The sequence below is a fragment of the Bacillus pacificus genome, from assembly GCF_020861345.1.
GTDB classification, from domain to species: Bacteria; Bacillota; Bacilli; order Bacillales; family Bacillaceae_G; genus Bacillus_A; species Bacillus_A pacificus.
Genome location: NZ_CP086328.1, coordinates 1,253,677 through 1,278,029 on the forward strand (window position 1 = coordinate 1,253,677; position 24,353 = coordinate 1,278,029).

At 36.2% G+C, this 24,353-nt stretch carries 31 protein-coding genes; 23 read left to right on the top strand and 8 right to left on the bottom strand.

Going from position 1 to position 24,353, the window contains the following annotated elements; translation table 11 throughout:
- Positions 1-8: 8 nt before the first annotated feature.
- The 3 genes from LMD38_RS06640 (at position 9) to corA (ending at position 3,167) form a co-directional block, all read left to right on the top strand.
- Positions 9-830, top strand: a complete 822-nt coding sequence (locus LMD38_RS06640; RefSeq protein WP_001078446.1) for a purine-nucleoside phosphorylase — start codon at positions 9-11, stop codon at positions 828-830.
- A 7-nt stretch (positions 831-837) separates the two neighbouring features.
- Positions 838-2,142 (top strand): pyrimidine-nucleoside phosphorylase, encoded by a 1,305-nt coding sequence (locus LMD38_RS06645; protein WP_001243079.1) that lies wholly within the window; start codon positions 838-840, stop codon positions 2,140-2,142.
- Positions 2,143-2,204: 62 nt separating this feature from the next.
- Positions 2,205-3,167: a magnesium/cobalt transporter CorA gene (gene corA / locus LMD38_RS06650; protein ID WP_001998197.1), complete on the top strand. Its 963-nt coding sequence runs from the start codon at positions 2,205-2,207 to the stop codon at positions 3,165-3,167.
- Positions 3,168-3,201: 34 nt separating this feature from the next.
- Here the strand turns inward: corA and LMD38_RS06655 are convergent, their stop codons facing one another.
- Both LMD38_RS06655 and LMD38_RS06660 read right to left on the bottom strand, forming a co-directional pair.
- Positions 3,202-4,491 (bottom strand): NCS2 family permease, encoded by a 1,290-nt coding sequence (locus tag LMD38_RS06655; RefSeq protein WP_000676252.1) that lies wholly within the window; start codon positions 4,489-4,491, stop codon positions 3,202-3,204.
- Between the two features lie 134 nt (positions 4,492-4,625).
- Positions 4,626-5,297 carry an SIMPL domain-containing protein gene (locus tag LMD38_RS06660; RefSeq protein ID WP_001161446.1) on the bottom strand — a complete coding sequence of 224 codons (672 nt, stop codon included), beginning with the start codon at positions 5,295-5,297 and terminating at the stop codon, positions 4,626-4,628.
- Positions 5,298-5,455: 158 nt separating this feature from the next.
- Here LMD38_RS06660 and LMD38_RS06665 point away from each other — a divergent pair, with 158 nt between their 5' ends.
- Positions 5,456-5,875, top strand: coding sequence for a MarR family winged helix-turn-helix transcriptional regulator (locus LMD38_RS06665; RefSeq protein WP_001003309.1), 420 nt, complete (start codon positions 5,456-5,458; stop codon positions 5,873-5,875).
- A 102-nt stretch (positions 5,876-5,977) separates the two neighbouring features.
- Positions 5,978-6,523, top strand: a complete 546-nt coding sequence (locus LMD38_RS06670) for a hypothetical protein (RefSeq protein ID WP_062821977.1) — start codon at positions 5,978-5,980, stop codon at positions 6,521-6,523.
- Positions 6,524-6,572: 49 nt separating this feature from the next.
- Here LMD38_RS06670 and LMD38_RS06675 read toward each other — a convergent pair whose 3' ends face one another.
- The 3 genes from LMD38_RS06675 to LMD38_RS06685 are packed head-to-tail and all read right to left on the bottom strand — an operon-like array spanning position 6,573 to position 8,917.
- Positions 6,573-7,661 (bottom strand): ABC-2 transporter permease, encoded by a 1,089-nt coding sequence (locus LMD38_RS06675; RefSeq protein WP_061183921.1) that lies wholly within the window; start codon positions 7,659-7,661, stop codon positions 6,573-6,575.
- On the bottom strand, positions 7,651-8,532 hold the full coding sequence (locus LMD38_RS06680; RefSeq protein ID WP_062821976.1) for an ABC transporter ATP-binding protein: 882 nt from the start codon (positions 8,530-8,532) through the stop codon (positions 7,651-7,653). Before LMD38_RS06680 ends, LMD38_RS06675 begins: the two co-directional genes overlap by 11 nt.
- Complete coding sequence (locus LMD38_RS06685) at positions 8,498-8,917, bottom strand: GntR family transcriptional regulator (RefSeq protein ID WP_000548039.1); 420 nt, start codon at positions 8,915-8,917, stop codon at positions 8,498-8,500. The genes LMD38_RS06680 and LMD38_RS06685 overlap by 35 nt, the downstream gene beginning before the upstream one ends.
- A 166-nt stretch (positions 8,918-9,083) precedes the next feature.
- Here LMD38_RS06685 and dacF point away from each other — a divergent pair, with 166 nt between their 5' ends.
- The 15 genes from dacF to LMD38_RS06760 all read left to right on the top strand — a co-directional run bounded on the left by dacF (position 9,084) and on the right by LMD38_RS06760 (position 21,154).
- The gene (dacF, locus tag LMD38_RS06690) at positions 9,084-10,274 is read left to right on the top strand and encodes a serine-type D-Ala-D-Ala carboxypeptidase DacF (RefSeq protein WP_000831992.1); all 1,191 of its coding nucleotides are present in this window, start codon (positions 9,084-9,086) and stop codon (positions 10,272-10,274) included.
- 170 nt (positions 10,275-10,444) lie between these two features.
- The gene (spoIIAA, locus tag LMD38_RS06695) at positions 10,445-10,795 is read left to right on the top strand and encodes an anti-sigma F factor antagonist (protein ID WP_000059133.1); all 351 of its coding nucleotides are present in this window, start codon (positions 10,445-10,447) and stop codon (positions 10,793-10,795) included.
- The gene (spoIIAB, locus tag LMD38_RS06700) at positions 10,796-11,236 is read left to right on the top strand and encodes an anti-sigma F factor (protein WP_001243400.1); all 441 of its coding nucleotides are present in this window, start codon (positions 10,796-10,798) and stop codon (positions 11,234-11,236) included.
- Between the two features lie 12 nt (positions 11,237-11,248).
- Positions 11,249-12,007, top strand: a complete 759-nt coding sequence (gene sigF / locus LMD38_RS06705) for an RNA polymerase sporulation sigma factor SigF (protein WP_000350729.1) — start codon at positions 11,249-11,251, stop codon at positions 12,005-12,007.
- A gap of 136 nt (positions 12,008-12,143) precedes the next feature.
- Complete coding sequence (locus LMD38_RS06710) at positions 12,144-13,670, top strand: sodium-dependent transporter (RefSeq protein WP_000450064.1); 1,527 nt, start codon at positions 12,144-12,146, stop codon at positions 13,668-13,670.
- Complete coding sequence (locus LMD38_RS06715) at positions 13,670-13,768, top strand: methionine/alanine import family NSS transporter small subunit (RefSeq protein ID WP_000016826.1); 99 nt, start codon at positions 13,670-13,672, stop codon at positions 13,766-13,768. The genes LMD38_RS06710 and LMD38_RS06715 overlap by 1 nt, the downstream gene beginning before the upstream one ends.
- A gap of 140 nt (positions 13,769-13,908) precedes the next feature.
- Positions 13,909-14,505, top strand: coding sequence for a stage V sporulation protein SpoVAA (gene spoVAA / locus LMD38_RS06720; protein WP_011040640.1), 597 nt, complete (start codon positions 13,909-13,911; stop codon positions 14,503-14,505).
- The gene (spoVAB, locus tag LMD38_RS06725) at positions 14,498-14,914 is read left to right on the top strand and encodes a stage V sporulation protein SpoVAB (protein ID WP_000572932.1); all 417 of its coding nucleotides are present in this window, start codon (positions 14,498-14,500) and stop codon (positions 14,912-14,914) included. Before spoVAA ends, spoVAB begins: the two co-directional genes overlap by 8 nt.
- A gap of 14 nt (positions 14,915-14,928) precedes the next feature.
- Positions 14,929-15,387 carry a stage V sporulation protein AC gene (gene spoVAC, locus LMD38_RS06730; RefSeq protein WP_000147736.1) on the top strand — a complete coding sequence of 153 codons (459 nt, stop codon included), beginning with the start codon at positions 14,929-14,931 and terminating at the stop codon, positions 15,385-15,387.
- 13 nt (positions 15,388-15,400) lie between these two features.
- Complete coding sequence (gene spoVAD / locus LMD38_RS06735) at positions 15,401-16,417, top strand: stage V sporulation protein AD (RefSeq protein WP_001241152.1); 1,017 nt, start codon at positions 15,401-15,403, stop codon at positions 16,415-16,417.
- Positions 16,418-16,420: 3 nt separating this feature from the next.
- On the top strand, positions 16,421-16,771 hold the full coding sequence (spoVAE, locus tag LMD38_RS06740) for a stage V sporulation protein AE (RefSeq protein ID WP_000345905.1): 351 nt from the start codon (positions 16,421-16,423) through the stop codon (positions 16,769-16,771).
- 5 nt (positions 16,772-16,776) lie between these two features.
- Positions 16,777-17,346 (top strand): stage V sporulation protein SpoVABEA, encoded by a 570-nt coding sequence (locus LMD38_RS06745; protein WP_001254414.1) that lies wholly within the window; start codon positions 16,777-16,779, stop codon positions 17,344-17,346.
- The gene (gene spoVAF, locus LMD38_RS06750) at positions 17,333-18,805 is read left to right on the top strand and encodes a spore germination protein SpoVAF (RefSeq protein WP_000165588.1); all 1,473 of its coding nucleotides are present in this window, start codon (positions 17,333-17,335) and stop codon (positions 18,803-18,805) included. The genes LMD38_RS06745 and spoVAF overlap by 14 nt, the downstream gene beginning before the upstream one ends.
- Before the next feature lie 96 nt (positions 18,806-18,901).
- A complete protein-coding gene (locus LMD38_RS06755; protein WP_061183918.1) occupies positions 18,902-19,705 on the top strand; it encodes a Cof-type HAD-IIB family hydrolase in 804 nt (267 codons plus the stop codon).
- A gap of 115 nt (positions 19,706-19,820) precedes the next feature.
- A protein-coding gene (locus LMD38_RS06760; protein ID WP_228920043.1) for an IS3 family transposase occupies positions 19,821-21,154 on the top strand; the annotation gives its coding sequence in 2 pieces (ribosomal slippage) (positions 19,821-20,208 and positions 20,208-21,154; 1,335 coding nt in all).
- A gap of 53 nt (positions 21,155-21,207) precedes the next feature.
- Here the strand turns inward: LMD38_RS06760 and LMD38_RS06765 are convergent.
- Positions 21,208-22,074: a DUF1002 domain-containing protein gene (locus LMD38_RS06765; protein ID WP_000850502.1), complete on the bottom strand. Its 867-nt coding sequence runs from the start codon at positions 22,072-22,074 to the stop codon at positions 21,208-21,210.
- Positions 22,075-22,261: 187 nt separating this feature from the next.
- Between LMD38_RS06765 and LMD38_RS06770 the strand changes: the two genes are divergently transcribed.
- The 3 genes from LMD38_RS06770 to ribT all read left to right on the top strand — a co-directional run bounded on the left by LMD38_RS06770 (position 22,262) and on the right by ribT (position 23,536).
- Positions 22,262-22,699 carry a peptidylprolyl isomerase gene (locus tag LMD38_RS06770; protein WP_000853792.1) on the top strand — a complete coding sequence of 146 codons (438 nt, stop codon included), beginning with the start codon at positions 22,262-22,264 and terminating at the stop codon, positions 22,697-22,699.
- Positions 22,700-22,916: 217 nt separating this feature from the next.
- Positions 22,917-23,099, top strand: coding sequence for a hypothetical protein (locus tag LMD38_RS06775; RefSeq protein WP_033677996.1), 183 nt, complete (start codon positions 22,917-22,919; stop codon positions 23,097-23,099).
- 68 nt (positions 23,100-23,167) lie between these two features.
- A complete protein-coding gene (gene ribT / locus LMD38_RS06780) occupies positions 23,168-23,536 on the top strand; it encodes a GNAT family N-acetyltransferase RibT (protein ID WP_016718416.1) in 369 nt (122 codons plus the stop codon).
- 20 nt (positions 23,537-23,556) lie between these two features.
- Here the strand turns inward: ribT and LMD38_RS06785 are convergent, their stop codons facing one another.
- Together LMD38_RS06785 and LMD38_RS06790 are read right to left on the bottom strand one after the other, a co-directional pair.
- Complete coding sequence (locus LMD38_RS06785; protein ID WP_000283585.1) at positions 23,557-24,075, bottom strand: DUF309 domain-containing protein; 519 nt, start codon at positions 24,073-24,075, stop codon at positions 23,557-23,559.
- Positions 24,076-24,174: 99 nt separating this feature from the next.
- Positions 24,175-24,270, bottom strand: coding sequence for a YjcZ family sporulation protein (locus LMD38_RS06790; protein WP_000510194.1), 96 nt, complete (start codon positions 24,268-24,270; stop codon positions 24,175-24,177).
- Between the last annotated feature and the right edge of the window lie 83 nt (positions 24,271-24,353).

Consider the following 24,353-nt stretch of genomic DNA (forward strand, 5'->3'; position numbering starts at 1 on the left):
ATAAACAAATGAATCGTGAACTTATTACAAAATCAGCTTCATACTTAAAAGAGAAATTTCAAGAGACACCACAAGTAGGACTAATCCTTGGATCTGGACTAGGTGTATTAGCAGATGAAATCGAGAACGCAGTAACAGTACCTTACAGTGAAATCCCTGAATTCCCAGTTTCAACTGTAGAAGGCCATGCAGGTCAACTAGTATTCGGTACACTTCAAGGTGTAACGGTAGTAGCAATGCAAGGACGTTTCCACTTCTATGAAGGATACGATATGCAAAAAGTAACATTCCCAGTTCGTGTTATGAAAGAACTAGGGGTAGAAACAGTTGTTGTAACAAATGCAGCTGGTGGTGTAAATACATCATTCGAACCAGGCGATCTTATGTTAATTTCAGATCACATTAACTTCATGGGTACAAATCCATTAATCGGACCAAATGATTCTGAAATGGGTGTACGTTTCCCTGATATGTCTACATCATATACAGTAGAGCTTCGCGAAATGGCGAAACAAGTTGCAGCAGACTTAAATATTAAAGTACAAGAAGGTGTATACGTTGGAATGACAGGTCCTGTATATGAAACACCTGCTGAAATTCGTATGCTTCGTACACTTGGCGGAGATGCAGTTGGTATGTCAACAGTACCTGAAGTAATTGTAGCGCGTCATGCTGGTATGAAAGTACTTGGTATTTCTTGTATTTCAAATATGGCAGCTGGTATTTTAGATCAGCCACTTCACCACGATGAAGTAATCGAAACGACAGAACGTGTTAAAGCTAACTTCTTAGCATTAGTAAAAGCAATCGTAAAACAAATGAAGGGGTGACCTCGCAATGAGAATGGTGGACCTAATTGCAAAAAAACGTGACGGACATGCATTAACGACAGAAGAAATTAACTTTATTGTTGAAGGATATACAAATGGTGATATTCCTGATTATCAAGTAAGTTCACTTGCAATGGCAATTTTCTTCCAAGATATGAACGATCAAGAGCGTGCAGATTTAACGATGGCAATGGTAAATAGCGGTGATACAATCGACTTATCAGCTATTGAAGGAGTAAAAGTAGATAAGCACTCGACAGGTGGCGTTGGTGATACAACAACACTTGTATTAGGTCCATTAGTAGCCGCTTTAGGTGTACCGGTTGCAAAAATGTCTGGACGTGGTCTAGGTCATACTGGTGGTACAATTGATAAATTAGAAGCAGTTCCAGGATTCCATGTTGAAATCGAAAATGATGAATTCATGCGTCTTGTAAATGAAAATAAAATCGCAGTTATTGGTCAAAGTGGAAACTTAACACCTGCGGATAAAAAATTGTATGCACTTCGTGATGTAACGGCAACAGTAAACTCAATTCCGCTTATTGCAAGCTCAATTATGAGTAAAAAAATTGCTGCTGGTGCAGATGCAATTGTTCTTGATGTAAAAACTGGAGCAGGTGCATTTATGAAAACAGATGAAGATGCAAAACGTTTAGCAGAAGCAATGGTACGCATTGGTAATAACGTTGGTCGTAATACGATGGCTGTTATTTCTGATATGAGTCAACCACTTGGTGAGGCTATTGGTAACGCACTTGAAGTACAAGAAGCAATTGATACGTTACAAGGTAAAGGACCGAAAGATTTAGAAGAGTTATGTTTAACGCTTGGAAGTCAAATGGTATACCTTGCTGGACAAGCTTCATCTCTAGAAGATGCACGTGAGAAATTAATTGAAGTAATGAACAACGGTAAGGCGCTAGAATCATTTAAAACGTTCTTATCAGCGCAAGGCGGCGATGCATCTGTTGTTGATGATCCTTCTAAATTACCACAAGCACAATTTAAAATTGAAGTGGAAGCGAAGGAAGACGGTTATGTATCAGAAATCGTTGCAGATGAAATCGGAACAGCAGCAATGCTTTTAGGAGCAGGACGTGCGACGAAGGAATCTGAAATTGATTTAGCTGTTGGCTTAATGCTTCGTAAAAAAGTAGGGGACAGCGTGAAAAAAGGTGAATCCCTTGTTACCATTTACGCAAACCGTGAAAATGTAGAAGACGTAAAAGCAAAAATTTATGAGAACATGAAGATCTCTAAAGAGCATGTAGATGCACCAACATTAGTGCACGGCATCGTTACTGAATAATAAAGAAGGGCCAGGGAGTATTTCTCCTTGGCTTTTTTTACTATTTTTTGTTTATAATAATAATGGGTGAAAATATGATTAGAATTTGTGCAATAACAAAAACAGATGAAGTATTATATGATGTTTCGCTAGAGGAAACAAAGAAAGACCATATTGTATGGTATTGGCTAGATTTATATAAGCCAACGAAAGAAGAGTATACATACATTTTGCAAGATCATTTTAAGTTCCATCCCCTTGCAATTGAAGACTGCATAGAATATGTACAGAGGCCAAAAGTTGATTTTTATGATGGATATAACTTTTTAGTTCTTCATGCATTTGGTGAGGATGGATTAGAACCGCACGAGATTGATTTATTTATTAGTGATCGTTATATTGTTTCTTTCCACTTTTCTCATAACAATGCAATTGAAAGAGTATGGAAAACGCTTGGAGAAAAGAAGCGTATTAAAAATAGTCCCCTGCACGTAGCACATACAATTATCGATCAAATTGTAGATGACTATTTTGCGCCTGTATATTACATTGAGGATCATTTAAATGCAATTGATGATAATTTAACGGGTGAAACGGCAGGAAGTGTACTAGAAGAAGTATTTGATATACGTGCAGATTTATCGAAGTTAAGACGTACAATTATTCCGATGCGTGATTTATTGTATCGCATTTTAAATTCGACTCGTTTTTACGGTATAAGTGATCATGAAATTTATTTTAAAGATATACATGATCATTTGCTTAAACTGACCGAAATGATTGAAGCAAGCCGGGAGTTAACAGCAGATATTCGAGATAGCTATTTTTCATTAAACTCGCATCATATGAATAACATTATGAAAACATTAACTGTATTCTCGACTATTTTCATGCCATTAACATTTATTGCGGGAGTATATGGAATGAACTTTACGCATATGCCAGAGCTCGGTGGACAATATAGTTATTTTATTTGTTTACTTATTATGGCACTAATTGGCGGCGGCATGATGGCTTGGTTTTATAAAAAAGGATGGTTTAAATAAAAAACACCGAGGGAAAATTCCTCGGTGTTTTTACTTAACCAATAGCATGTAATACGAACATGGCTAAGAATAAGCATGTAATGATATACATAGACGGTGCGACTTCTTTACGCTTTCCAAGAGCAACTTTTAAGATAGGATAAGCAATAAATCCGAACGCAATGCCATCAGCGATACTATATGTGAGCGGGATCATGACGATAATTAAGAACGCTGGAAATCCTTCTGAAAAATCGTTCAGAGGAATTTGTTGAATGCTTGTAATCATCAGGCCGCCAATAATAATTAAGATTGGTGCAATGGCACTATCAGGAATTAGTTTGACAAACGGAAGTGCAAACAGTGAGGCAAAGAATAACAACCCTGTAACGATAGACGTCAGACCTGTCTTTCCGCCTGCAGTAATACCTGCGGCACTCTCTACTGTTGATACGGTAGGGCTTGTGCCAAATAGACCACATGTCATTGCTGAAATTGCATTGGCTTGGTAAGCACGTGGGAATTTACGGTCATCTTCTAATAAACCGTGCAGAAGTCCCATGTTCTCAAAAATAAGCACCATGCTTAAGGAGAATGTTGCAATCCAAAATGGTAAGGAAGAAAGTTTGCCAAATGACATAGCCCCAAACACATCGCCGTAACTCGCGAATGAGAATGAACTCTTTCCGATTTGACTTGTATCAACAAGGCCAAACAGCCATGCAATACCAGTTCCTATTGCAATCGTCCATAAAAAGTTTCCACGTACGTTACGAATAAATAATATGAGTGCAACGATAAGAGTAAGCACGGTCGCAAGAACGACAGGGCTACTTAATTTACCCATTGCAACAGCAGTATTTGGATTCGAAACGACTAAACCACCTTTTTGCAATCCGATAAATGCTAAAAATAATCCGATGCCGACAGTGATAGCTTCCTTTAGTGACTTTGGAATCGATACTGAAAGCACGCGAGCGATTGGTGTAAACGCAGCAATTGCAAAAATAATACCAGAGATGAAGACAGCTGCTAATGCTTCCTGCCAAGTTAATCCGAGCGTATGCACAGCAGTGTACGTGAAGAATGCATTTACACCCATACCAGGGACAAGAATAGCAGGTGCATTTGCCCAAAATGCCATGAGCAGACATCCGACAAATGAACTGAAAACAGTTGCTAAAATTCCAGCTTCAAGAGGAATGCCAGCATCGGATAAAATGGATGCATTTACAATCATAATATATACGATCGTAAAAAATGACGTAACTCCAGCTAAAACTTCTTGTTTTGGTGATGTTTCGTGTAAACCTAATTTAAATGTTCTTTCAAGTATTCCTTTCATGTTAAACCTTCTTTTTCATATCCCTCTCCCACCCGTGATATCTCTTTTGTAAGAGCTCACCGTCCTTTATTATATCAGAACATCATGTTTTTACAACAAGGAAAATGATAACGTTTACTTATAAATGAGATTATTTATAAATACGTAAAAATCGCTCGTATTGTAGAAATGATCTCTAATTCTCCCGATTGAATGGGAGGAGCTGCTTGTGCATGTAAAGCAGCATAGGATGCAACTTCCCGTGGTAATTGAGCAGATTCTTCAACGAATGAGAGTGGAACAGGATTAATGTTTAAATTGTATGTACTCGCAATAGCACGAGCTTTTTCTACCGCTTGTTGCAGAGCTTGAATGAGAGCTTGCTCATAATATTTATTTGGGTGAGATATTCTAAAACGTAATCCTTTTGCTACATTTGCTCCATTTGAAACGGCTATATCATATACTTCCCCTGCTTTTTGTACATTTAAAACGGTAATTTCATACAAATGTTCCACACGATATCCTTGTAGTAATGCTTTATCATTTATATATTCGTATTGAGGCGTAATCGTATATGAAATGGTTTCTATATTTTTTTCAGCGATACCTAGTTGTTTCAGTGCATCTAATAATTGTTTTGATTGCACTGCATTTTCTTCTTGTGCCTGTTTTACATTTTTATGATCTGTACGAATACCGATTGTTAATATAACGACATTTGGTTTTGCTTTCACAACGCCTTCACCTTGCACCGTAATGGTAGCTTCTTTACCAGTATTTGCTGTACGTACGTTGTGTAAATAAGGGTTCATTCCACCTTGCATCTTCCATCACCATCCTTTTTATATGTATATGTGTGAACAAAAAAGAAATTTGTATGAAAAAGTTACATAAATGGGAATGTTAAAGAAAGAAAGCATATACAACGAGGGTATTTATAGATTATAATATGTGTAAATATGATAAAAAAGGGACGAGGCTAGTGAACGAAAAAAGAGAAACATTGATTTTAGAGTTATCCGGATCATTTAGAAAGATGATACGTTTATTACAAAATGATATTAATACACGTTTTGCAGAACATATGCCATATAATGAATTTTCTGTATTACGCGCATTATTTTTAAAAAGTCCACAGATGGCTTCGCAAATTGCGAGTGAAGTAAACGTAACCTCCAGTCATATTACAGCTGTTACTGATCGTCTCGTACGAAAAGGGTTTGTAGAAAGAAAACGTTCAAATTCAGACCGTCGTATCGTGTACTTAGAAATTACAGAACACGGAAGAGAAGTAACTGAAAAACTTGAAGCTGTGCGTAAAGAGTATTATAAAGAGAGATTTAAAGGTTGGAGCGACCAAGAAATAGAAATGGTGTTAGAGCTATTTGGCCGCGTATTATAATAAATGAGGATAGGGAGCGACAGCTTTCCTATCCTTTTTCTTTTGAATAAAAACATTTTGAAACTCCAATACTTTAATTAAAAAGAATCGGAGTGAAAAATAATGAAACGTATTTGTACGCTTTTCATTATGATTGGAAGTTTTTTCTGCTTTCATCAATTCGTAGATGCCGCTACGCCTCTTCAAGTCGTTCAAAAAGAATTACAACATATTTCAAATAAGCAACCTGTTTTATATTCAAAACTATGGATTCGCTCTATGCAGAATGCGATTTTATTTCATCACAGTGATAACATTCGGCATGAAGATACGATAAGCAATGTAACGAAGTCTTCTCTTGTAAAAGTAAAACAACTTCCACTTCAGAAAGCATCACAGTACATCCCGAGATTATCACAATATATTTCTAAGTTTGAGGCTGAGAATGTGCAAGTGTATTATGTTGCAGCACGTTATGAAGTAAAAAAAGAAAATCCGTATCAATTAAATGGAATGAATTATTTTATGCAAGTGTTTATTCAACAAGGTGGAGACTGGAGAATTGCTGAAAGCATAGTTGCTCCAACAGATCAAATTGTGGCAAATGGTGACGGGTTTGGAACGAAGCAAGAAAAAGAGTATGGGAAAAGAAGAGAGAATGTGAAATAACCTCTTTTTTTATTTGGTTCATATAACAGTTAAATAATTCATGGCATATTTATTTCCCTGCAAAAGCAAACTTCAATTTTAATAGACGTGTAAAAATGAAGTAACTTATGGTAGCGAATAGGAAAAATCCAACATAATAAGACAGAAGTGCATCTCGTCCGCCTAATATTCTACCACCAAGTAGTCCGAAGCATAGAACAGTGCAAATTATGAAACATTTTTGCAAGTTAGGAAACAATAGTATTTTTCCACTTTGTTCGTTCGGTGTACGTGTGTATAGAAAGGTTGCTATTGATAAAAAGGTAATGATGTAAGAAAATGGTGTTAATAGTGTCCAAGGAGAAGGTACAGAAATACGCTCCGTAGGATTGTCCTGTGATACACTGGGAAGTTTATTGCCATAGTCATCAAATGTTTCTATCGGGTGGTAATCATAAGTAATAGAAAAATATTCTAATGGTGAAATGATACCTATATGTTGTAAGTACTCATGAGTATGGTACTCTATTTCTCCCATTGCATCTACAGACCATTGTGTGTGTGAATAAATGAATCCGGAAATTAACAATCCAAAACCGTATGGTAAAAATAATAGAATGATAGTTAAAATACTTTGAGAAAATATATGTCCAGTAATAGTCCCGATAAATAAGGCGAATGTATAAATAGCGATAAGTACAACGGTAGCATATAGAAAGTAACTATAGAACGGAGCAAAGGTTTGATACTCATTGTGAAACGACATGTTCTTTATTCCGTACATGCTAATCAAGCAAATAATTTGTACTGTAATAATATTCAAAACACCAAGCCACCATTTTGTTAAAAAAATATCCTTTCGTTTAAAAGGCATCGAGAATAGAAAATCATTTGATTGATTATTACGTTCCCATCCAATTAAAAGACAAGCGAGTGCAATTAGAGTAGCTCCTTGAAAGAAGACGGCACCATCAGATGTCTGAAAATAGTAGGAGTAGTAATATGTATAGTCACCAAGCTTCATTTTTGATAGTTTTAGTTGCATTTGCGCTTCTTGATAATATTTATAAGGTAGTTGATATAAACTAGTTAACCAAAATAATAGAATTATATATTTTCCTTGCTTCCATTGCCTCATCCATAAAGCTTTATGAAACATGTGAACCCTCCTCAAATGTAGTGATAAAAATATCTTCAAGCGACATTGTTAATTCTTCAATGAGCAGTGGTTGTTCTTTATAAAACTTTTCCAGTGTTGTAGCCACATTTCCCTCAATTAAGATTGTATATACTTTTCCTGTTTGATTTAATATTTTAATATTGCTTAAGTTTTCTAGTTTTTGAGGTAGTGAACGTTCATAAGCTACTTGGATTTTAGCAAATTGTGATTTTGCATCGTCTAGTGATGTAATAGAAGCTATAGTATGGCCTTTTAATATAATAATTGTATCTGCAATTTGTTCCACTTCATCTAAATGGTGAGTTGAGATGAAAATGGTAATTTCTTTTTCTGCAACTTCTCCAACGAGAAATTGGAGGATCTGCCGTTTAACGATAGGATCAAGCCCATTTGTCGGTTCATCTAAAATGATATATTCTGCCTTTGTAGAAACAGCTAAAATGATAGCAAGCAGTGCTTTCATTCCTTTTGAATAACTACGAATTCGTTTGTTTGGTAAGTTAAAACGTTCTAACAGTTCATAGAAATATGTTTCATCAAATGCGGCATAAACTGATTTATAAAACTTTATAATTTCTTTTACCGTATAGCCGTTCAGTATGTTAGTAGAATCCGGAACATATACGATTTTTTGTTTCGTTTCAGGATTCTTATGAATGTCGGTATCCTCATATGTAACACATCCTTCATCAGGGTCTAAAATGCCGACCATCGTTCGTAATAAAGTTGTTTTCCCCGCACCGTTTCTTCCGAGTAATCCGATGATATTTCCTCTATGTAATGTGAAAGAAACATCGTCTAAAATTGTTTGATTATCAATTGTCTTCTTCAAGTTTGTCACTTTCAGCATTCGCATTTCCTCCAATCTCTTTATAGTATGAATCTATCCAATCATGAATTTTATCTTTCGTAACACCAAGATAAGAGGCTTCTAATAGTAATTGATGAAATTGCTTTTCAACCATAGCGATTTTCCTTTCGTCTAATGTTGGGGTAATCGATTGGGATACAAATGTTCCTTTTCCTCGTAATGTTTCAATAATCCCTTGTCGCTCTAACTCTTGATACGCTTTACTCACTGTATTTGGATTTATAACGAGTAAAGAAGCGAGTTCCCGTACAGAAGGTAGTTTGTCACTTGGAGCTAACATGTTCTTTAATACGAGTTCTTTTATATTTTGAACAATTTGTTCCCATATCGGAGTGTTGCTTCTTGGATCAAGTTGAATATGCAAGAGCAATGTCTCCTTTCTGACTTGTATTAAGTGTACTACTATGTGTAATACACTTAATACAATAAAGGTGATGAATGTGTTTGTCAACTGAAAATGTTAGAAAAATATGGTATTAAAAAACAGTGAATTGGAAAAAATAGGTTTGATATAGAATGGAGGGTTAGTCATGAAGCGAGTTTTTGGAATACTTGTTTGTTTCATGTTATTGCTTTCTGGTACTTCAGTTAGTTTCGCACAATCTGAGAAGACGAAGCAGGAGAAAACAGAAGAAACAACACCGAAGTTAGCGGAACAAGCGTCATCAGCAATTGTAATTGAACAAGATACAGGTAAAGTTTTGTTTGATAAAAATCCAAATGAGAAGTTACCACCTGCTAGTATGACGAAGATTATGACAATGCTATTAATTATGGAACAAGTTGAAAAAGGAAAACTAAAACTGACCGATAAAGTGAGAGCAAGTGAGCATGCAGCTTCAATGGGTGGATCACAAATCTTTTTAGAGCCTGGAGAAGAGATGACCGTAAATGAAATGCTAAAAGGTATTGCAATTGCATCTGGAAATGATGCGTCTGTTGCAGTAGCGGAGCATATCGCTGGTTCAGAAGAAGGTTTTGTAAATATGATGAACAAAAAAGCGAAAGATTTAGGACTGAAAAATACTCATTTTCAAAATCCGACAGGTCTTCCGGCTAAAGATCATTATTCCACAGCAAATGATATGGCTATAATGGCGAAAGAATTGATGAAGTACCCACTTATTCGCAAATACACAGGAAAATACGAAGACTATTTACGTGAAGATACGGATAAGAAGTTTTGGCTCGTTAATACGAATAAGTTAGTGCGTTTTTATCCTGGAGTAGATGGTGTAAAAACGGGCTTTACGACAGAAGCAAAATATTGTTTAACAGCATCGGCTGAAAAGAATGGGATGCGTGTTATTTCAGTTGTTATGGGAGCACCTACATCAAAAGAACGGAACAATCAAGTAACGAAGCTTCTTGACTACGCATTTGGTCAATATATGACAAAGAAATTGTATACACGAGGCGAAAAAATTAAGACTGTCCAAGTAGGAAAAGGGAAGAAAGAAAAAGTAGATTTAGTTGCGTCAGACAATGTATCTCTTCTTATGAAGAAGGGCGAAAATATGGACAAGGTAAAGCAAGAAGTAATTGCTGAAAAGAAAGTGAAAGCGCCGATTAAAAAGGGCGATGCACTTGGTACACTTGTTATTAAAAAAGATAAAGATGTTTTATTAAAACAAACAATTGTAGCAAAAGAAGATGTTGCTGCAGCGAGCTGGTGGGAGTTATTTAAAAGAAGTTTTGGGATGTTTTCAACATCAAAATAGCGGCAAACATTTTGCCGCTTTTCTATTCGTATGTAAGTAAATAATTGCTGAATGGTTTCACTTTATGGCGAAATAGTTCTTCTTTTGTCAGTAGGAAGGATTCTTATGTTGTATCACGAAAATCTTTATGTATGTAAATGAGTAAAGTTTGAGCATAAGGAGGAAATCGTGTGAGTCTTTCCATGCAATTAGAAGTAAAACGTGACGTCCTATGTGTGAGGCTAGCGGGTGAATTAGATCATCATACTGCTGAAGAGTTGCGAACGAAAGTAACAGATATGATTGAGACACATGGTGTTCATCATATTGTTTTGAGCCTAGAGAACTTATCGTTTATGGATAGTTCTGGTTTAGGTGTTATATTAGGCCGATATAAGCATGTAAAGGGATTAGGTGGAGAAATGGTTGTTTGTGCAATTTCACCGCCTGTTAAACGTTTATTTGAAATGTCGGGCTTATTTAAAATTGTTCGCTTAGAAGAAAGTGAAGCGCATGCGCTCGCGACGTTGGGGGTGGCATAAATGAGAAATGAAATGAACCTTCAATTTTCAGCATTAAGTCAAAATGAATCGTTCGCTCGCGTTACAGTAGCTGCTTTCATTGCACAACTAGATCCTACGATGGAAGAACTTACAGAGATTAAAACAGTTGTGTCAGAAGCGGTTACGAATGCAATTATTCATGGGTACGAAGGAAATGCAGAAGGTGTTGTTTATATTTCTGTAATTTTGGAAGAAGCAATGGTGAAACTCACGATTCGAGATGAAGGGATTGGCATCTTTAATTTAGATGAAGCGAGACAACCCCTTTTTACAACTAAACCTGAATTAGAGCGTTCCGGAATGGGATTTACTATCATGGAAAATTTTATGGATGAAGTAGAAGTTATTTCAAACGAATCTTTCGGGACAACAATCCATTTGACAAAATACTTATCAAATAGTAACGCTCTATGCAATTAAGGAGAATAGCCTATGGACATAGAGGTCAAAAATGAGAAGAAGAAACCTCAGTTAAAGGACCACGAGCTAAAAGCGTTAATTCAAAAAAGTCAAGATGGAGATCAACAAGCAAGAGATACAATTGTTCAAAGTAATATGCGTCTCGTATGGTCGGTTGTGCAGCGTTTTCTTAATCGCGGATACGAACCAGACGATTTGTTTCAAATTGGATGTATTGGGCTCTTAAAATCGGTAGATAAATTTGATTTATCTTTCGACGTGAAATTTTCAACATATGCAGTTCCCATGATTATTGGCGAAATACAACGATTTTTACGTGATGATGGATCAGTGAAAGTAAGTAGGTCTTTAAAAGAAACAGGAAACAAAATTCGAAAGATGAGAGACGAGCTTTCGAAAGAATTCGGAAGGGCTCCAACGATTAATGAAGTAGCTGAAGCGTTAGAACTAACGCCAGAGGAAGTGGTTCTGGCGCAAGAAGCGAGTCGTGCCCCTTCATCCATACATGAAACGGTTTATGAAAACGACGGAGATCCAATTACTATTTTAGATCAAATTGCAGATCAATCTGAAACGAAATGGTTTGATAAAATTGCTTTAAAAGAAGCAATTAGAGAATTAGATGAGAGAGAGCGTTTAATTGTATATTTACGCTATTATAAAGACCAAACTCAATCAGAAGTAGCAGAGCGAATAGGTATTTCGCAAGTGCAAGTTTCAAGACTTGAAAAGAAAATATTAAAACAGATGAAAGATCGAATAGATGAATAGCTATCTATTCGATCTTTTTTATGACTTTAATAGGAGGAGATTGTAAACTTTCTTAAAAATTAACAGAATTTATTGATAATTTAGTAAATTTAAAATATAATCCAATTATGAACTTGTCACAAAGGGGGAAGGAAATATGGAAACGAGGCAACAATGGGGAACGAGGGCTGGATTCATTTTTGCAGCGGTCGGCTCTGCCGTTGGATTAGGAAACATATGGCGTTTTCCTTATACGGCGTATGAAAATGGAGGAGGCGCATTCTTTTTACCGTACTTATTCGCGTTATTAACGACTGGGATTTCATTATTGGCGTTTGAATTTGCTCTTGGGCATCGTCACCGTGGTTCAGCGCCACTTACGTTCTTTCGTATTCATCCGCGTGCTGAATTCATCGGATGGTGGCAAATGTGTGTAACGTTTATCGTTTCAACATATTATGCAGTAATTATTGCTTGGTCTATTTCTTATACGTATTTTGCAATTACTGGCGCATGGGGGAAAGACACGGAATCATTTTTATTTAAAGAGTATTTACATGTTGCAGATAAACCTGGACAGTTTGGAGGGCTCGTACCGGAAGTATTAATTCCACTAGCTCTCGTTTGGATTATTGTGCTTGGTGTTGCTTTTAAAGGAGTTAAAAAAGGAATCGAAGTTGTGAACCGTATTTTCATCCCTTTACTAGTTGTTATGTTCCTTATTATCGTAGTTCGTGCAGTGACGATGGAAGGTGCGATGCAAGGATTAGATGCATTCTTTAAACCAGATTGGAGTCGTATTTTTGACGGAAAAGTATGGCTTGCTGCTTACGGTCAAATCTTCTTTAGCTTATCTTTAGCATTTGGAATTATGATTACGTATTCTAGTTATTTACCGAAAAACTCAGATACAACAAATAATGCTTTTATTACTGGATTTGCAAACTCAGGATTTGAATTATTAGCAGGGATTGGGGTCTTTGCGGCTCTTGGATTTATGGCAAACAATATGGGAGTACCAGTTGATAAAGTAGCAAGTGCTGGTGTAGGGCTTGCTTTCGTAGTATTCCCGCAAATTATTAATGAATTACCGATGTCACCTTTATTTGGCGTATTATTTTTCTTATCATTAACGGTTGCTGGAATTACATCCCTCATCTCGCTTGCGGAAGTATGTTTTGCTGCCGTATCTGAAAAGTTTAGCTTAAGCCGCCAGAAAACAATTGGAATTATGGGGACGCTTCTCGTACTCGTTTCTCTCGTTTTTGCGACACGTGGCGGGCTTATGTTCCTAGATGTTGTGGATTACTTCGCTAATAACTTCGGATTAATTACAATTGCTCTAGCGGAAGTAGTTACGATAGGACTCATTTTACGTCGTTTACCGGTTTATCAAAACCACGCAAACTTCGTATCTGATATTAAGTTAGGGACGTTTTGGAGAGTGAGTTTACTCGTTATTACTCCGCTTATGTTAGGGTACATGTTAATTGATGGTACAATCCAAAATATTAAAAAGAACTATGGAGGGTACCCAACGGAGTTTGTCGTAACATATGGTTGGTCAATTGCAGCAGCGTTCCTTATCATTGCGCTAATCATTAGTTTAAAGAAATGGAATGCACAAATACATTCAGATTCTGCTAAGCTTGAAAAAGAATGGAAAGATCGAGGTGTTTCATAATGAGTGGATCGGCGATTATGATGATGGTTATTGGAATAGTAGTCATTTGGGGAGGGCTCGCATTAAGTATTGCAAATTTATTTAAGAAAAAAGCATAAACTAAAAAACATCTGTACCGAAATGGTACAGATGTTTTTTTATGAAAAAATTGTATTAGAAAAAAATTGAATAACCATACTACAACTACGAGGAAGAGTGAAGAGGTGAATGGAAATTGGAACAAACAATTTATATTAAAATGCGTAATCGATTAAAAGTTTCTCCTACGTATGAAGTAAAGCTGGGAGATGTTGCTCAACTTGCCGGAGATGCTGCAGTAGTTCAGTCGTTACAGGATGAGGTAATTTATAAAATTACAGCGCGTGATAAAACGCATGTTGTAATTGATGTTATGAAAATAATCGAGATTATTAGGCGAAAAGCTGCTCATATACAAATTAATTTACTCGGTTCTGGACAAACTCTTGTTGAAATTATATATGAAAAAAAGAAAGTACATCCGATTTTTTTCGGACTTGTATGGTTGTTACTTTTCATTGGAGCAGCTCTTGCCATCATATATTTTCATGAAGATGTAAGCATGCAACAAGTGCACCAACGGTTATATTACATGATTACGGGAGAATTTAAGGCGCAACCACTTTTATTTCAAATTCCTTATTCATTAGGTCTTGGGTTAGGTATGGTTTTATTTTTTAATCATGTATTTCAAAAGCGTATTAATGAAGAGCCGAGTCCGTTAGAAGTGGAGATGTTCCAATACCAGCAGTCACTTGACCAATATGTAATTGTTCATGAAAACAAGGATAATATGAAACAACTTACCGATGATTGAGTCTGGATTCGTTATTTTAATTGCTTTAGCAGGAGGAATTGCTGTAGGTAGCGGATATGTTGCATTTTTAGCTGTGCTTGGTATAATCCCTCGTCTAGCTCAATTAACGAGAAGTGGAAAGCACATTCAATATTTTGAGTGGGCAGTTATTGCAGGTACATTAACAGGAGCTTGGTGTAGTTTGAAAAACATTACATTTCAAACGTCGCAATATTGGCTTGTTATATTAGGAATATTTTGTGGCACATTCATTGGAATGCTCGCTGCCGCATTAACAGAAGTGTTAAATGTTTTACCTATTTTAGCGAAGCGAGTAGGGGTAGAGGGGAAGATTGTTGTTTTACTCGTTGCTCTTGTACTTGGAAAAGTAATAGGCTCGTTGTTTCACTGGATTTATTTCGTAAAGTAGGAGGCAATATATAAATGACAGGGCGAAAACTAAAGGACGATTACGTAAATAAAGTGAAGGAATACCATCCGAAGCCAAATTATTTTATAAATTGTGTTAAGGCATTTTTTGTAGGTGGACTCATTTGTACAATCGGAGAAGTATTGATGAAATTTTATATACATTATTTTCATTTTAGTGAACAAGAGGCAGGGAATCCAACCGTCGCAACTCTTGTACTATTATCGGCGATTTTAACAGGTTGTGGTGTATATGATAAAATCGGTCAATTTGCTGGAGCAGGGTCGGCCGTACCTGTTACGGGATTTGCGAATTCTATGGCAAGTGCTGCGCTAGAGCATAAGAGTGAAGGAATTGTGCTTGGGGTTGCTACAAACATGTTTAAGCTAGCGGGAAGTGTAATCGTTTTTGGTGTTGTCGGGGCATACATTATTGGGTTAATAAGATATACTTTTAAAATTTTTATGTCTTAAAGGAGGGGCTAGTATGAGGTTGACAGGAAAACAAACGTGGGTATTTCAAAATGATATTTATGTGAATGCAACCGGTACTGCCGTCGGTCCAAAAGAAGCTGAAGGCCCTCTTGGAAAGGAATTTGATATTTCATATGATGATTTACATTGCGGAGAGGAAAACTGGGAGCTTGCTGAACGAAGATTAATGTCAGATTCTATTCAACAAGTCATGCAAAAAGCAAATGTAGAAACATCACAAATTGATTTCTTTTTAGCGGGTGATTTATTAAATCAAACAGTAACAGCAAATTACGTTGCGCGTAAGTGGGGAATTCCCTTTTTAGGCATGTTTAGTGCTTGTGCGACCTCGATGGAGACTTTAGCGGTCGGATCAGCCTTTATAGACGGTGGATTCGCAAATCGTGTTTTAGCGACGGTAAGTAGTCATAATGCAACAGCTGAAAGACAGTTTCGTTATCCAACAGAGTATGGGGGACAAAAACCAGGAACAGCAAATTCCACTGTTACAGGTGCGGGATCCATATTAATTAGTAAAGAAAAAAGTGCCATTAAAATTACGTCGGCTACGATTGGAAAAGTGCAAGATTTAGGAATTGCGAACCCTTTAGATATGGGATCGGCGATGGCACCGGCTGCGGCTCATACAATTCAGCAGCATTTTGAAGATTTGAAGAGAAGTGCCAATGATTATGATGTGATTGTTACCGGTGATTTATCAGCTATTGGGACACCAATTGCGAAACAACTGTTACTGGAAGAAGGTTATGATATTGGGCATATATATAATGATTGCGGATTAATGATTTATGATTCGGGTCAAGAAGAAGTATTTGCAGGTGGTAGTGGTTGTGCTTGTTCAGCTGTTGTCACATATGGTCATTTATTAAGCGAGATGCAAAAAGGGAATTTACAACGAATTTTTGTCGTTGCTACTGGCGCGTTATTAAGCCCGATGATGATGCAGCAGAAAGAAACAATTCCAACAATTGCACATGGTGTCGTATTTGAGAGAGTGAAGGGAGAGTGAATTGTGGATTTTATATATGCATTTCTTGTAGGAGGCGCTATTTGTCTAGTTGGACAAGTATTGTTAGATTTTGCAAAGTTAACACCAGCTCATTTAATGGCTACCTTTGTAGTGATAGGAGCAGTTTTAGATGGATTTGGATTGTACGATAAGCTTATAAAGTTTGCTGGTGCTGGGGCAACAGTTCCTATTACAAGTTTTGGACATTCCTTATTACACGGGGCAATGCATGCTGCAGAGAAACACGGATATATAGGGATTGGTATGGGTATGTTTAGTTTAACGTCTGCAGGCATTTCTGCAGCGATATTATTTTCATTTTTTATAGCACTTATATGTAAACCGAAAGGATAAATCAAATGAGACGAAGGGTTGTTTTGGTCACAGATGGAGATGAATATGCAAAGCGAACAATTGAGCTTTTAACGAAGGAATTTGGGGGAAGGTGTATTTCAGCATCACAAAGCAATCCAACCAAATTGACAGGGAAGAAAGTTGTTGAGCTTATTATGCAAACGCCATATGACCCTGTATTTGTCATGTTTGATGACAGTGGATTTATTGGAGAAGGATCTGGTGAAAAAGCTTTAAAATATGTAGCCACGCATAAACAAATTGATGTACTTGGGATTTTGGCGGTAGCGTCTAATACACATCATTGGGAATGGGCACGTGTAGATGTAAGCGTGGATCGAAACGGGAATTTAACGGAATATGGCGTTGATAAGTTTGGACTCCCAGATGGTGAAATTGGCAGAATTAGCGGAGATACAATTTATTGTCTAGATGATCTGAATGTTCCTGTCATTGTTGGAATTGGTGATATTGGTAAGATGTGTGGAAATGATGAATGGGAGAGAGGCTCACCAATTACTAAAAAAGCAATTCAGTTAATTTTGGAAAGGAGTGGGTTTTATGACGAAGCCTAAAAAAATAGATATCCCTATTTCAACTTTCATAAGTGACAATGAAAATTATTTAAAACAAACGGTTGGATTAGGCGTTACATTTGATGTTGGTATTCGTAAATTTCAAATTTTGAATAAAGAAATTGCTGTGTTATTCGTAAATGGACTTTGTGATACGAATTATATTATTCCTATTTTAGAAGAAGCTGTGGATACGAATGAAATAAGGGATGTTGAAGAAGATACAGTAAAGCTTTTAGAGAATCGTTTAATTCATCAGCAAGTGAGTAAAGTGAAAACGATGGATGAAGTAATGGTTCAAGCGTTATCAGGGCTTATTATTATATTTGTGGAAGGCGAAACAGAAGCGTTCGCGATAGATGTTCGAAGCTATCCAGGAAGAACACCGACAGAGCCGGATACCGAAAAAGTAGTACGCGGTGCGAGAGATGGATTTGTTGAAAATATCGTTGTAAATACAGCGTTAATTCGTAGGAGAATTCGAGATCCGCGTCTTCGAAACGAAATTATTCGAGTAGGGGATAGATCGCAAACGGATATTTGTATTACATATGTACAAGATGTTGCAAATCAAGATTTAGTAAAGATTATAAAACAAGAATTAAATAACATTGATGTTGATGGCATTACGATGGCGGATAAAACAGTGGAAGAATTTGTTGTAAAGCAAAGCTATAACCCATTCCCGCTTATTCGATATACAGAAAGACCGGATGTAGCAGCCAATCATTTATTAGAAGGACATGTTCTAGTACTTGTTGATACATCACCGAGTGCTATGATTACGCCAACAACATATTTCCATCATTTACAGCATGCAGAAGAGTTTAGACAAAACCCAGCTGTCGGTACATTTTTACGTTGGGTACGTTTTTTAGGTGTTTTATTCTCCTTGTTTTTACTACCATTTTGGTTAGTGTTTGTATTTGATCCAACTCTTTTACCAGAAAATCTTGCTTTTATTGGACCGACTAAGATGACACATTTACCAATTTTATTACAAGTATTAATGGCAGAGGTCGGGCTTGAGTTTTTAAGGATGGCTGCCATTCATACTCCAACGCCGTTATCGTCTGCAGCAGGATTAATTTCCGCTATATTAATTGGTCAAATAGCAATCGATGTAGGTTTGTTTGTACCAGAAGTTATTTTGTATGTAGCAGTTTCTATGATCGGTGCTTATGCAACACCGAGTTATGAATTAGGGCTAGGGAATAAGGTTGGAAAATTATTTGTTATTATTTTAACAGGTCTCTTCCATGAGATGGGCTTTGTAATTGGTATGACGATATTGATTTTATTTTTAACGTCTATAAAAAGTTTGCAAACACCTTATTTATGGCCGTTTTTACCATTTGATTGGGGCGCATTAACAAAAATTCTACTCCGTCCGACGATGTCTAGTTTAAAAGTACGACCAAGTATTGTAAGACCTCAAAATGTAAAAAGACAAAAATAAACGGGATTATACACCCGTTTATTTTTTTAGCAAAAATTTATTGTTTTTTAACAAAAATCAAACATTTTTTGTGTACACTTAGAGTAGATATTGTGTATGGAAGGGGAAGAGGACATGATTAAATTATTTGTAAGTGATTTAGATGACACGCTCGTTTACAATGTGAATGATATGCAAAAAGAAGATGAACGTGCAATTTGTTGGTTAGCTGAAAAAGGGACAAATATTTGTTTTGCCTCAGGCCGCTTTACTCATCGAATTGATGAAGTTGTAAATAGGTTTGCATTCCCGTATTACACAACGAGTTTAAATGGAGCGACGATGTTACTACCGGATGGGAAAATATTTCATGAATCAAGTTTTGAAGATGGGATTGCCCAGGAAATATATCGATATATCCATAAAAAGGGACTAGCAGATATTGTTTGTGCAAATGAGCAACGGTATACAAAAAGAAAAAATGAACATCATCATAATTTTGAAACGTATATGGGCGTGCATATTGCTGAAATAGAAGCATTAGAAGAGGAGTTTGGTAAAACTGTACATCCTGCGAAATTGTTTGTTTTTGGGGAAGAAGAGACAATTGAAGCATTAGATCAAGAATTACGAGATACCTTTCAGAACGAAGCGGAAGTTTTTATGTCTGGTAAACGCTATGTTGACATTATGCCAAGGGGAGTAAGTAAAGGGAGTGCTTTAAGACGACTAATGGAACATTTGCAAATTGAAGCAAATGAAGTTGCATGCATTGGAGATTCTTTCAATGATATTTCTATGTTTGAAGTAACCCCGCATTCATTCACTCTGCATCATGCTCATCCATATGTGAAGGAGAAGGCAAATCATATAGTTCGTTCGGTTGAAGAAGCTATTATGAAATTGCCGTTACTTGTATAAAAAAAGAAGCTCGCTACTTAAACTGTACCCTATAGAATAGACACTTAAAAAAAGTCTATTCTATAGGGTATTTCTTGTATAATGAGAGAAAAATGAGAATCGGAGAAATTTCAAAATGACGAAAAAATTGCTTACAGAAAAGGAAATTCAAATATTATCAAAAAATCGATACGTAAAATCGGTAAGCCAAAAAGGAATTACCTATACCGATGAATTCAAGCGTATTTTTATTAAGGAAAATGAACAGGGTAAACCACCTCGTATTATTTTTGAAGAATGTGGTTTTGATATAGATATCATCGGTCTACAACGTATTGTGTCATCAGGAAATAGATGGCGTACGTCCTATAAGCAAAACGGTGTATGGGGCTTAAGAGACACACGTAAGGAAAACTCAGGAAGAAAGTCAGAAAGAGAACTTACATTAGAGGAGAAATATGCACGTTTGGAAGCGGAACGAAACTTATTAAAAGCTGAAAATGAACTGTTAAAAAAGATCAAATTTATGGAAGGGAGGATGGGAAAGAAATAACGTTACACGCTAGTCAAAAGTACCTATTAATTCGTTCTATCATTGAAAAATACCGCCTGAAAAATATGGTGAGATATTTGTGTCAGGTCGCAGGCGTTTCACGTTCTGGATACTATAATTATTTTTTAGCCATTTCTCAAAGTCGGCGAGAGAAAAGAATACATCAAGATGAAATAGGGAAAGAGATTATATTAAAGGCATTTCGATTTAAAAACCGAAAAAAGGGGGCTCGTCAGATCAAAATGACATTGGCGGGTCAATTTCAAGTTGTCTACAATTTGAAACGCATCCGTAGAATCATGAAAAAATATGGGATAATCTGTCCTATTCGTAGAGAAAATCCCTATAAAAAAATGTTGAAAGCGACGAAAGAACACTTCGTGGTACCCAATCGATTAAAACGCGAATTTAGGCAAGGTGTACCGGGAAAGGTACTTCTTACAGATATCACATACCTGTTTTATGGTAAGAATCAAAAAGGATATTTATCTACTATTCTAGACGGGTCTACGAATGAAGTTTTGGCGTATCATGTTTCAGAACGACTTACCTTAGATATCGCAACGACGACGCTGCACAAACTAAAGAAGAATAAGAAGGTACGATTAACGCAAGATGCCTATATTCATTCTGATCAAGGTGCTCATTACACAAGTCCTACCTATCAAAAATTAGTCAAAAAATTAAAGCTGGGACAATCTATGTCAAGGCGAGGAAACTGTTGGGATAATGCCCCACAAGAATCTTTTTTCGGGCACTTTAAAGATGAAGCACACATCAAAACTTGTACATCTTTCACACAGTTAAAACAAGAAATTAAAGACTATATGAAATACTATAATCAGCACAGATATCAGTGGAATTTAAAGAAGATGACTCCTGTCGAATACAGAAACCATCTTCTTGATGCCGCCTAACTTTTTTTAAAATGTCCTTTACAAAGGGTACAGATTAACTAGCGAGCTTCTTTTTACTTGAATAAAGATTTAACAAAATCAATGATACTTGAGAAGAAATCTTTCACTTTATCTAGGAAACTTTGCCCTTCTTCAGATCCTAAAAAGGCAGAAACATGTTCTTTTGCTTTATTTAACTGACTGCCAACTTGATTCCAATCGATGTTAAGATTTTTCATTTTATCAAATAGCGCAACTAAGTTATCTAACTGTTCATCCGTTAATGTAATACCAAGTTGATCCGCAATTTTTTTAATTAATGAACGTAAATCTTCAGTTGTTTTTGGCTGCTCTTTGGCAATTTCTTCTTTAATTTTCGCAACAAGTTGAACCGCTTTTTCTTCACCAATTTTATCGCCGAGCTGGGATGTTTGCACCATTTCTTCATTGGCTACTTTTTTTACTTCCTCAGGAATTGCTTTGTTTGATGTCGTTTCATAGGCTTTCATTAAGCCAGTTAAAGCAGCAGTTCCAGAAACTTTAAATGGTGCAGTAATTTGAATTTCAGCATCTTTCACACCTGCTGTAATAAGTGCGTTTGTGTACATTGCATCTGTTATTGAATTAATGTTTTTTGAACGTACAATGAGACCAGAACCTGGCTTTGTGTATGTGATCATAGAAGAGGAAATTGCTCTCGTACCAATTTGAGCTTTTGGAACAATCCCTTCTAGAAATTTATGTTCTTCCGCATTAGACACAGTAATAATTGTAGCATCTTTTGGTGCTTTCATTTCTTTTAACAGATCTTGTTTTTGTTGTTCAGACAAGTTTTCTCCTAGTGTAACAATTGATTCTCCTTCGATGATGTCTGCAAACGAAGCTGTTGGCATAATAAATACTGCTACAGCTAATAGCAGAGCTAGTAATTTCGTTTTCACGAAAAATCGCTCCCTTTCTCTTTCTAAAATTTTCGGGCAACACAGTTATTATAGTATATATTTCTTATTTGTCACCTAGCTTTTTCCACATTTCAAAAAAGAAGTATGTAGATTGTCGGATTCTTTTTGTTTCTAGTGATGAATGTGGTAATATAGTGCTGAGATAGTTGAAAGGAGACATATACGTATGAAAACTTTAGGATACATAGTAATGGAAAATGGTGAAAAAATCGATTTGGAATTTTTCCCAGAAGAGGCGCCAAAAACAGTAGAAAACTTTAAAAAACTAGCAGAGCAAGGATTTTATGATGGTGTGACATTCCACCGCGTTATTCCTGGCTTCGTAAGCCAAGGTGGAGATCCAACAGGAACAGGTGCGGGTGGCCCAGGTTACTCTATCCCATGTGAAACTGATGGAAATCCTCATAGACACCTTGTAGGATCACTTTCTATGGCTCATGCTGGCCGTAACACAGGCGGTAGCCAATTCTTTATCGTTCATGAGCCACAGCCACACTTAGATGGTGTACATACTGTATTCGGTAAAGTAACAAGCGGTATTGAAACAGTATTAAACATGCGTCAAGGTGATGTAATGAAAGAAGTTAAAGTTTGGGAAGAATAAGTGAATGAGAAAAGAGAGCTATTGCTCTCTTTTTTTTAATAGGAATGGGTATTTCGTTTACGGTACATGATACAAGTAGTAATGTGATTGTAGTGAGAATATGTCGCTTATGAGAACAAAATTTTAACAAATCACATAGAATACATTATTAGATTACACATTTCAATAAAAGTTGTTTATTACATTCATTTTGCTAGAATTCATCTGCTCTAAGGTGATGAATAGTGAAGTGATAATGAGCGGTGGATGTTTCTTTTCACTTTCATATAACAGCGTTTCTTCTTTTATCTACTTAGAAAAAATAGTAATGAAACGTATATTTGACTTTCTTCTTTTCGCTTTGTATGATTATCAAGTTGTTTTAAGCTCTTCTCACTCTGTTGAAAATATTGTAAAATGAATGTGATATGAAAAGAGTGATTGAGGGGATTTAATAGTTTGTAACTTTTGTAAGAAGGGATAAGGGTTATGTTAATTCGTTTTAAAAAAAGTTATGAAAAGATTGCAATGGGGCTTCTTTCATTTATGCCAACTGAAAAAGATGTGAAAACATTACAATTGACTATGAAAGATTATGAAGCAAAGGATGATTGGCAATTGTATTTGTGGAAACAAAACGAAGATTTTGTTGGGATAATGGGGATTGTAAAAAAAGAGAATCAAGTTTTGGAAATTCAGCATTTGAGTGTGAACCCATCTCACCGTCATATGGGTATTGGGACGAAGATGGTTCAAGAGTTAAAGAGTAAATTTCTTGAATTTACAATTTGCGGAAATGAGCAAACAGCAAGTTTTTGCGAAAAGTGTAAAGGGCTTGAACAAAATATACATTCGTGAAAGCAGAGATAAGTAGTTTATTATCTCTGCTTTCTTTTTTGTAATTGTTCGTTTCGTTCAGCGATGACTTCTGTTCGATCACGTAATGTGTGCTTATGTATTATAAATTCATTAGAAGTAGCATTCACGTCTTTCCAAGGAAGGTTTTGTTTCTGACATAATTCTATGCAGTACTTTTCTAATGTTGTATCCGACAATGGTAAAAATAACGGTGTAAAACTTTCTTCTTTCTGGATAGATTGCAATTTATCTTTGAGTAAGAACAGGAGTTGTGCCTCATTTATTCCTAAACGAAGTAAATGTGCACTGTTTTTTTCTAAAATCGTTATGGCGCTTTTCATCATCTTCTCTGCGCCATTCCAGTTAGAGCGTCTGTGATGGTATAAAGAAACTGCAATTTGAATGAGGCCGACTAAATAATGATCCCGATTTCCTCTCGGTTTTGTTTTCCAATACTCTTCCAGTATTTCGTGGCATTCAAAATAATCATAATCTCCGTGAAAATGAATTAAAAACTGTATGTATTCGGTAGGATACATTTTCTTCGCCCCTATCTAACGGTTATAAGTATAAGTTTATCATAGAAATATGAACAATAAACGACTAGGGAATTTCTCCCTAGTCGTTTATTGTTCATATTAGCAGAAGCAAGCTGCCCCTACAATAATTAGTAAAATAAACAATACAACAAGTAATGCGAACCCACCGCTAAAACCACAATCAACGTGACCCATAGTTTTTTGACCTCCTACATTGTTCTTACTACACTGTTATCATATGAAGTGGTGGGCATGATGCCATAGGCATAGGTCTATTT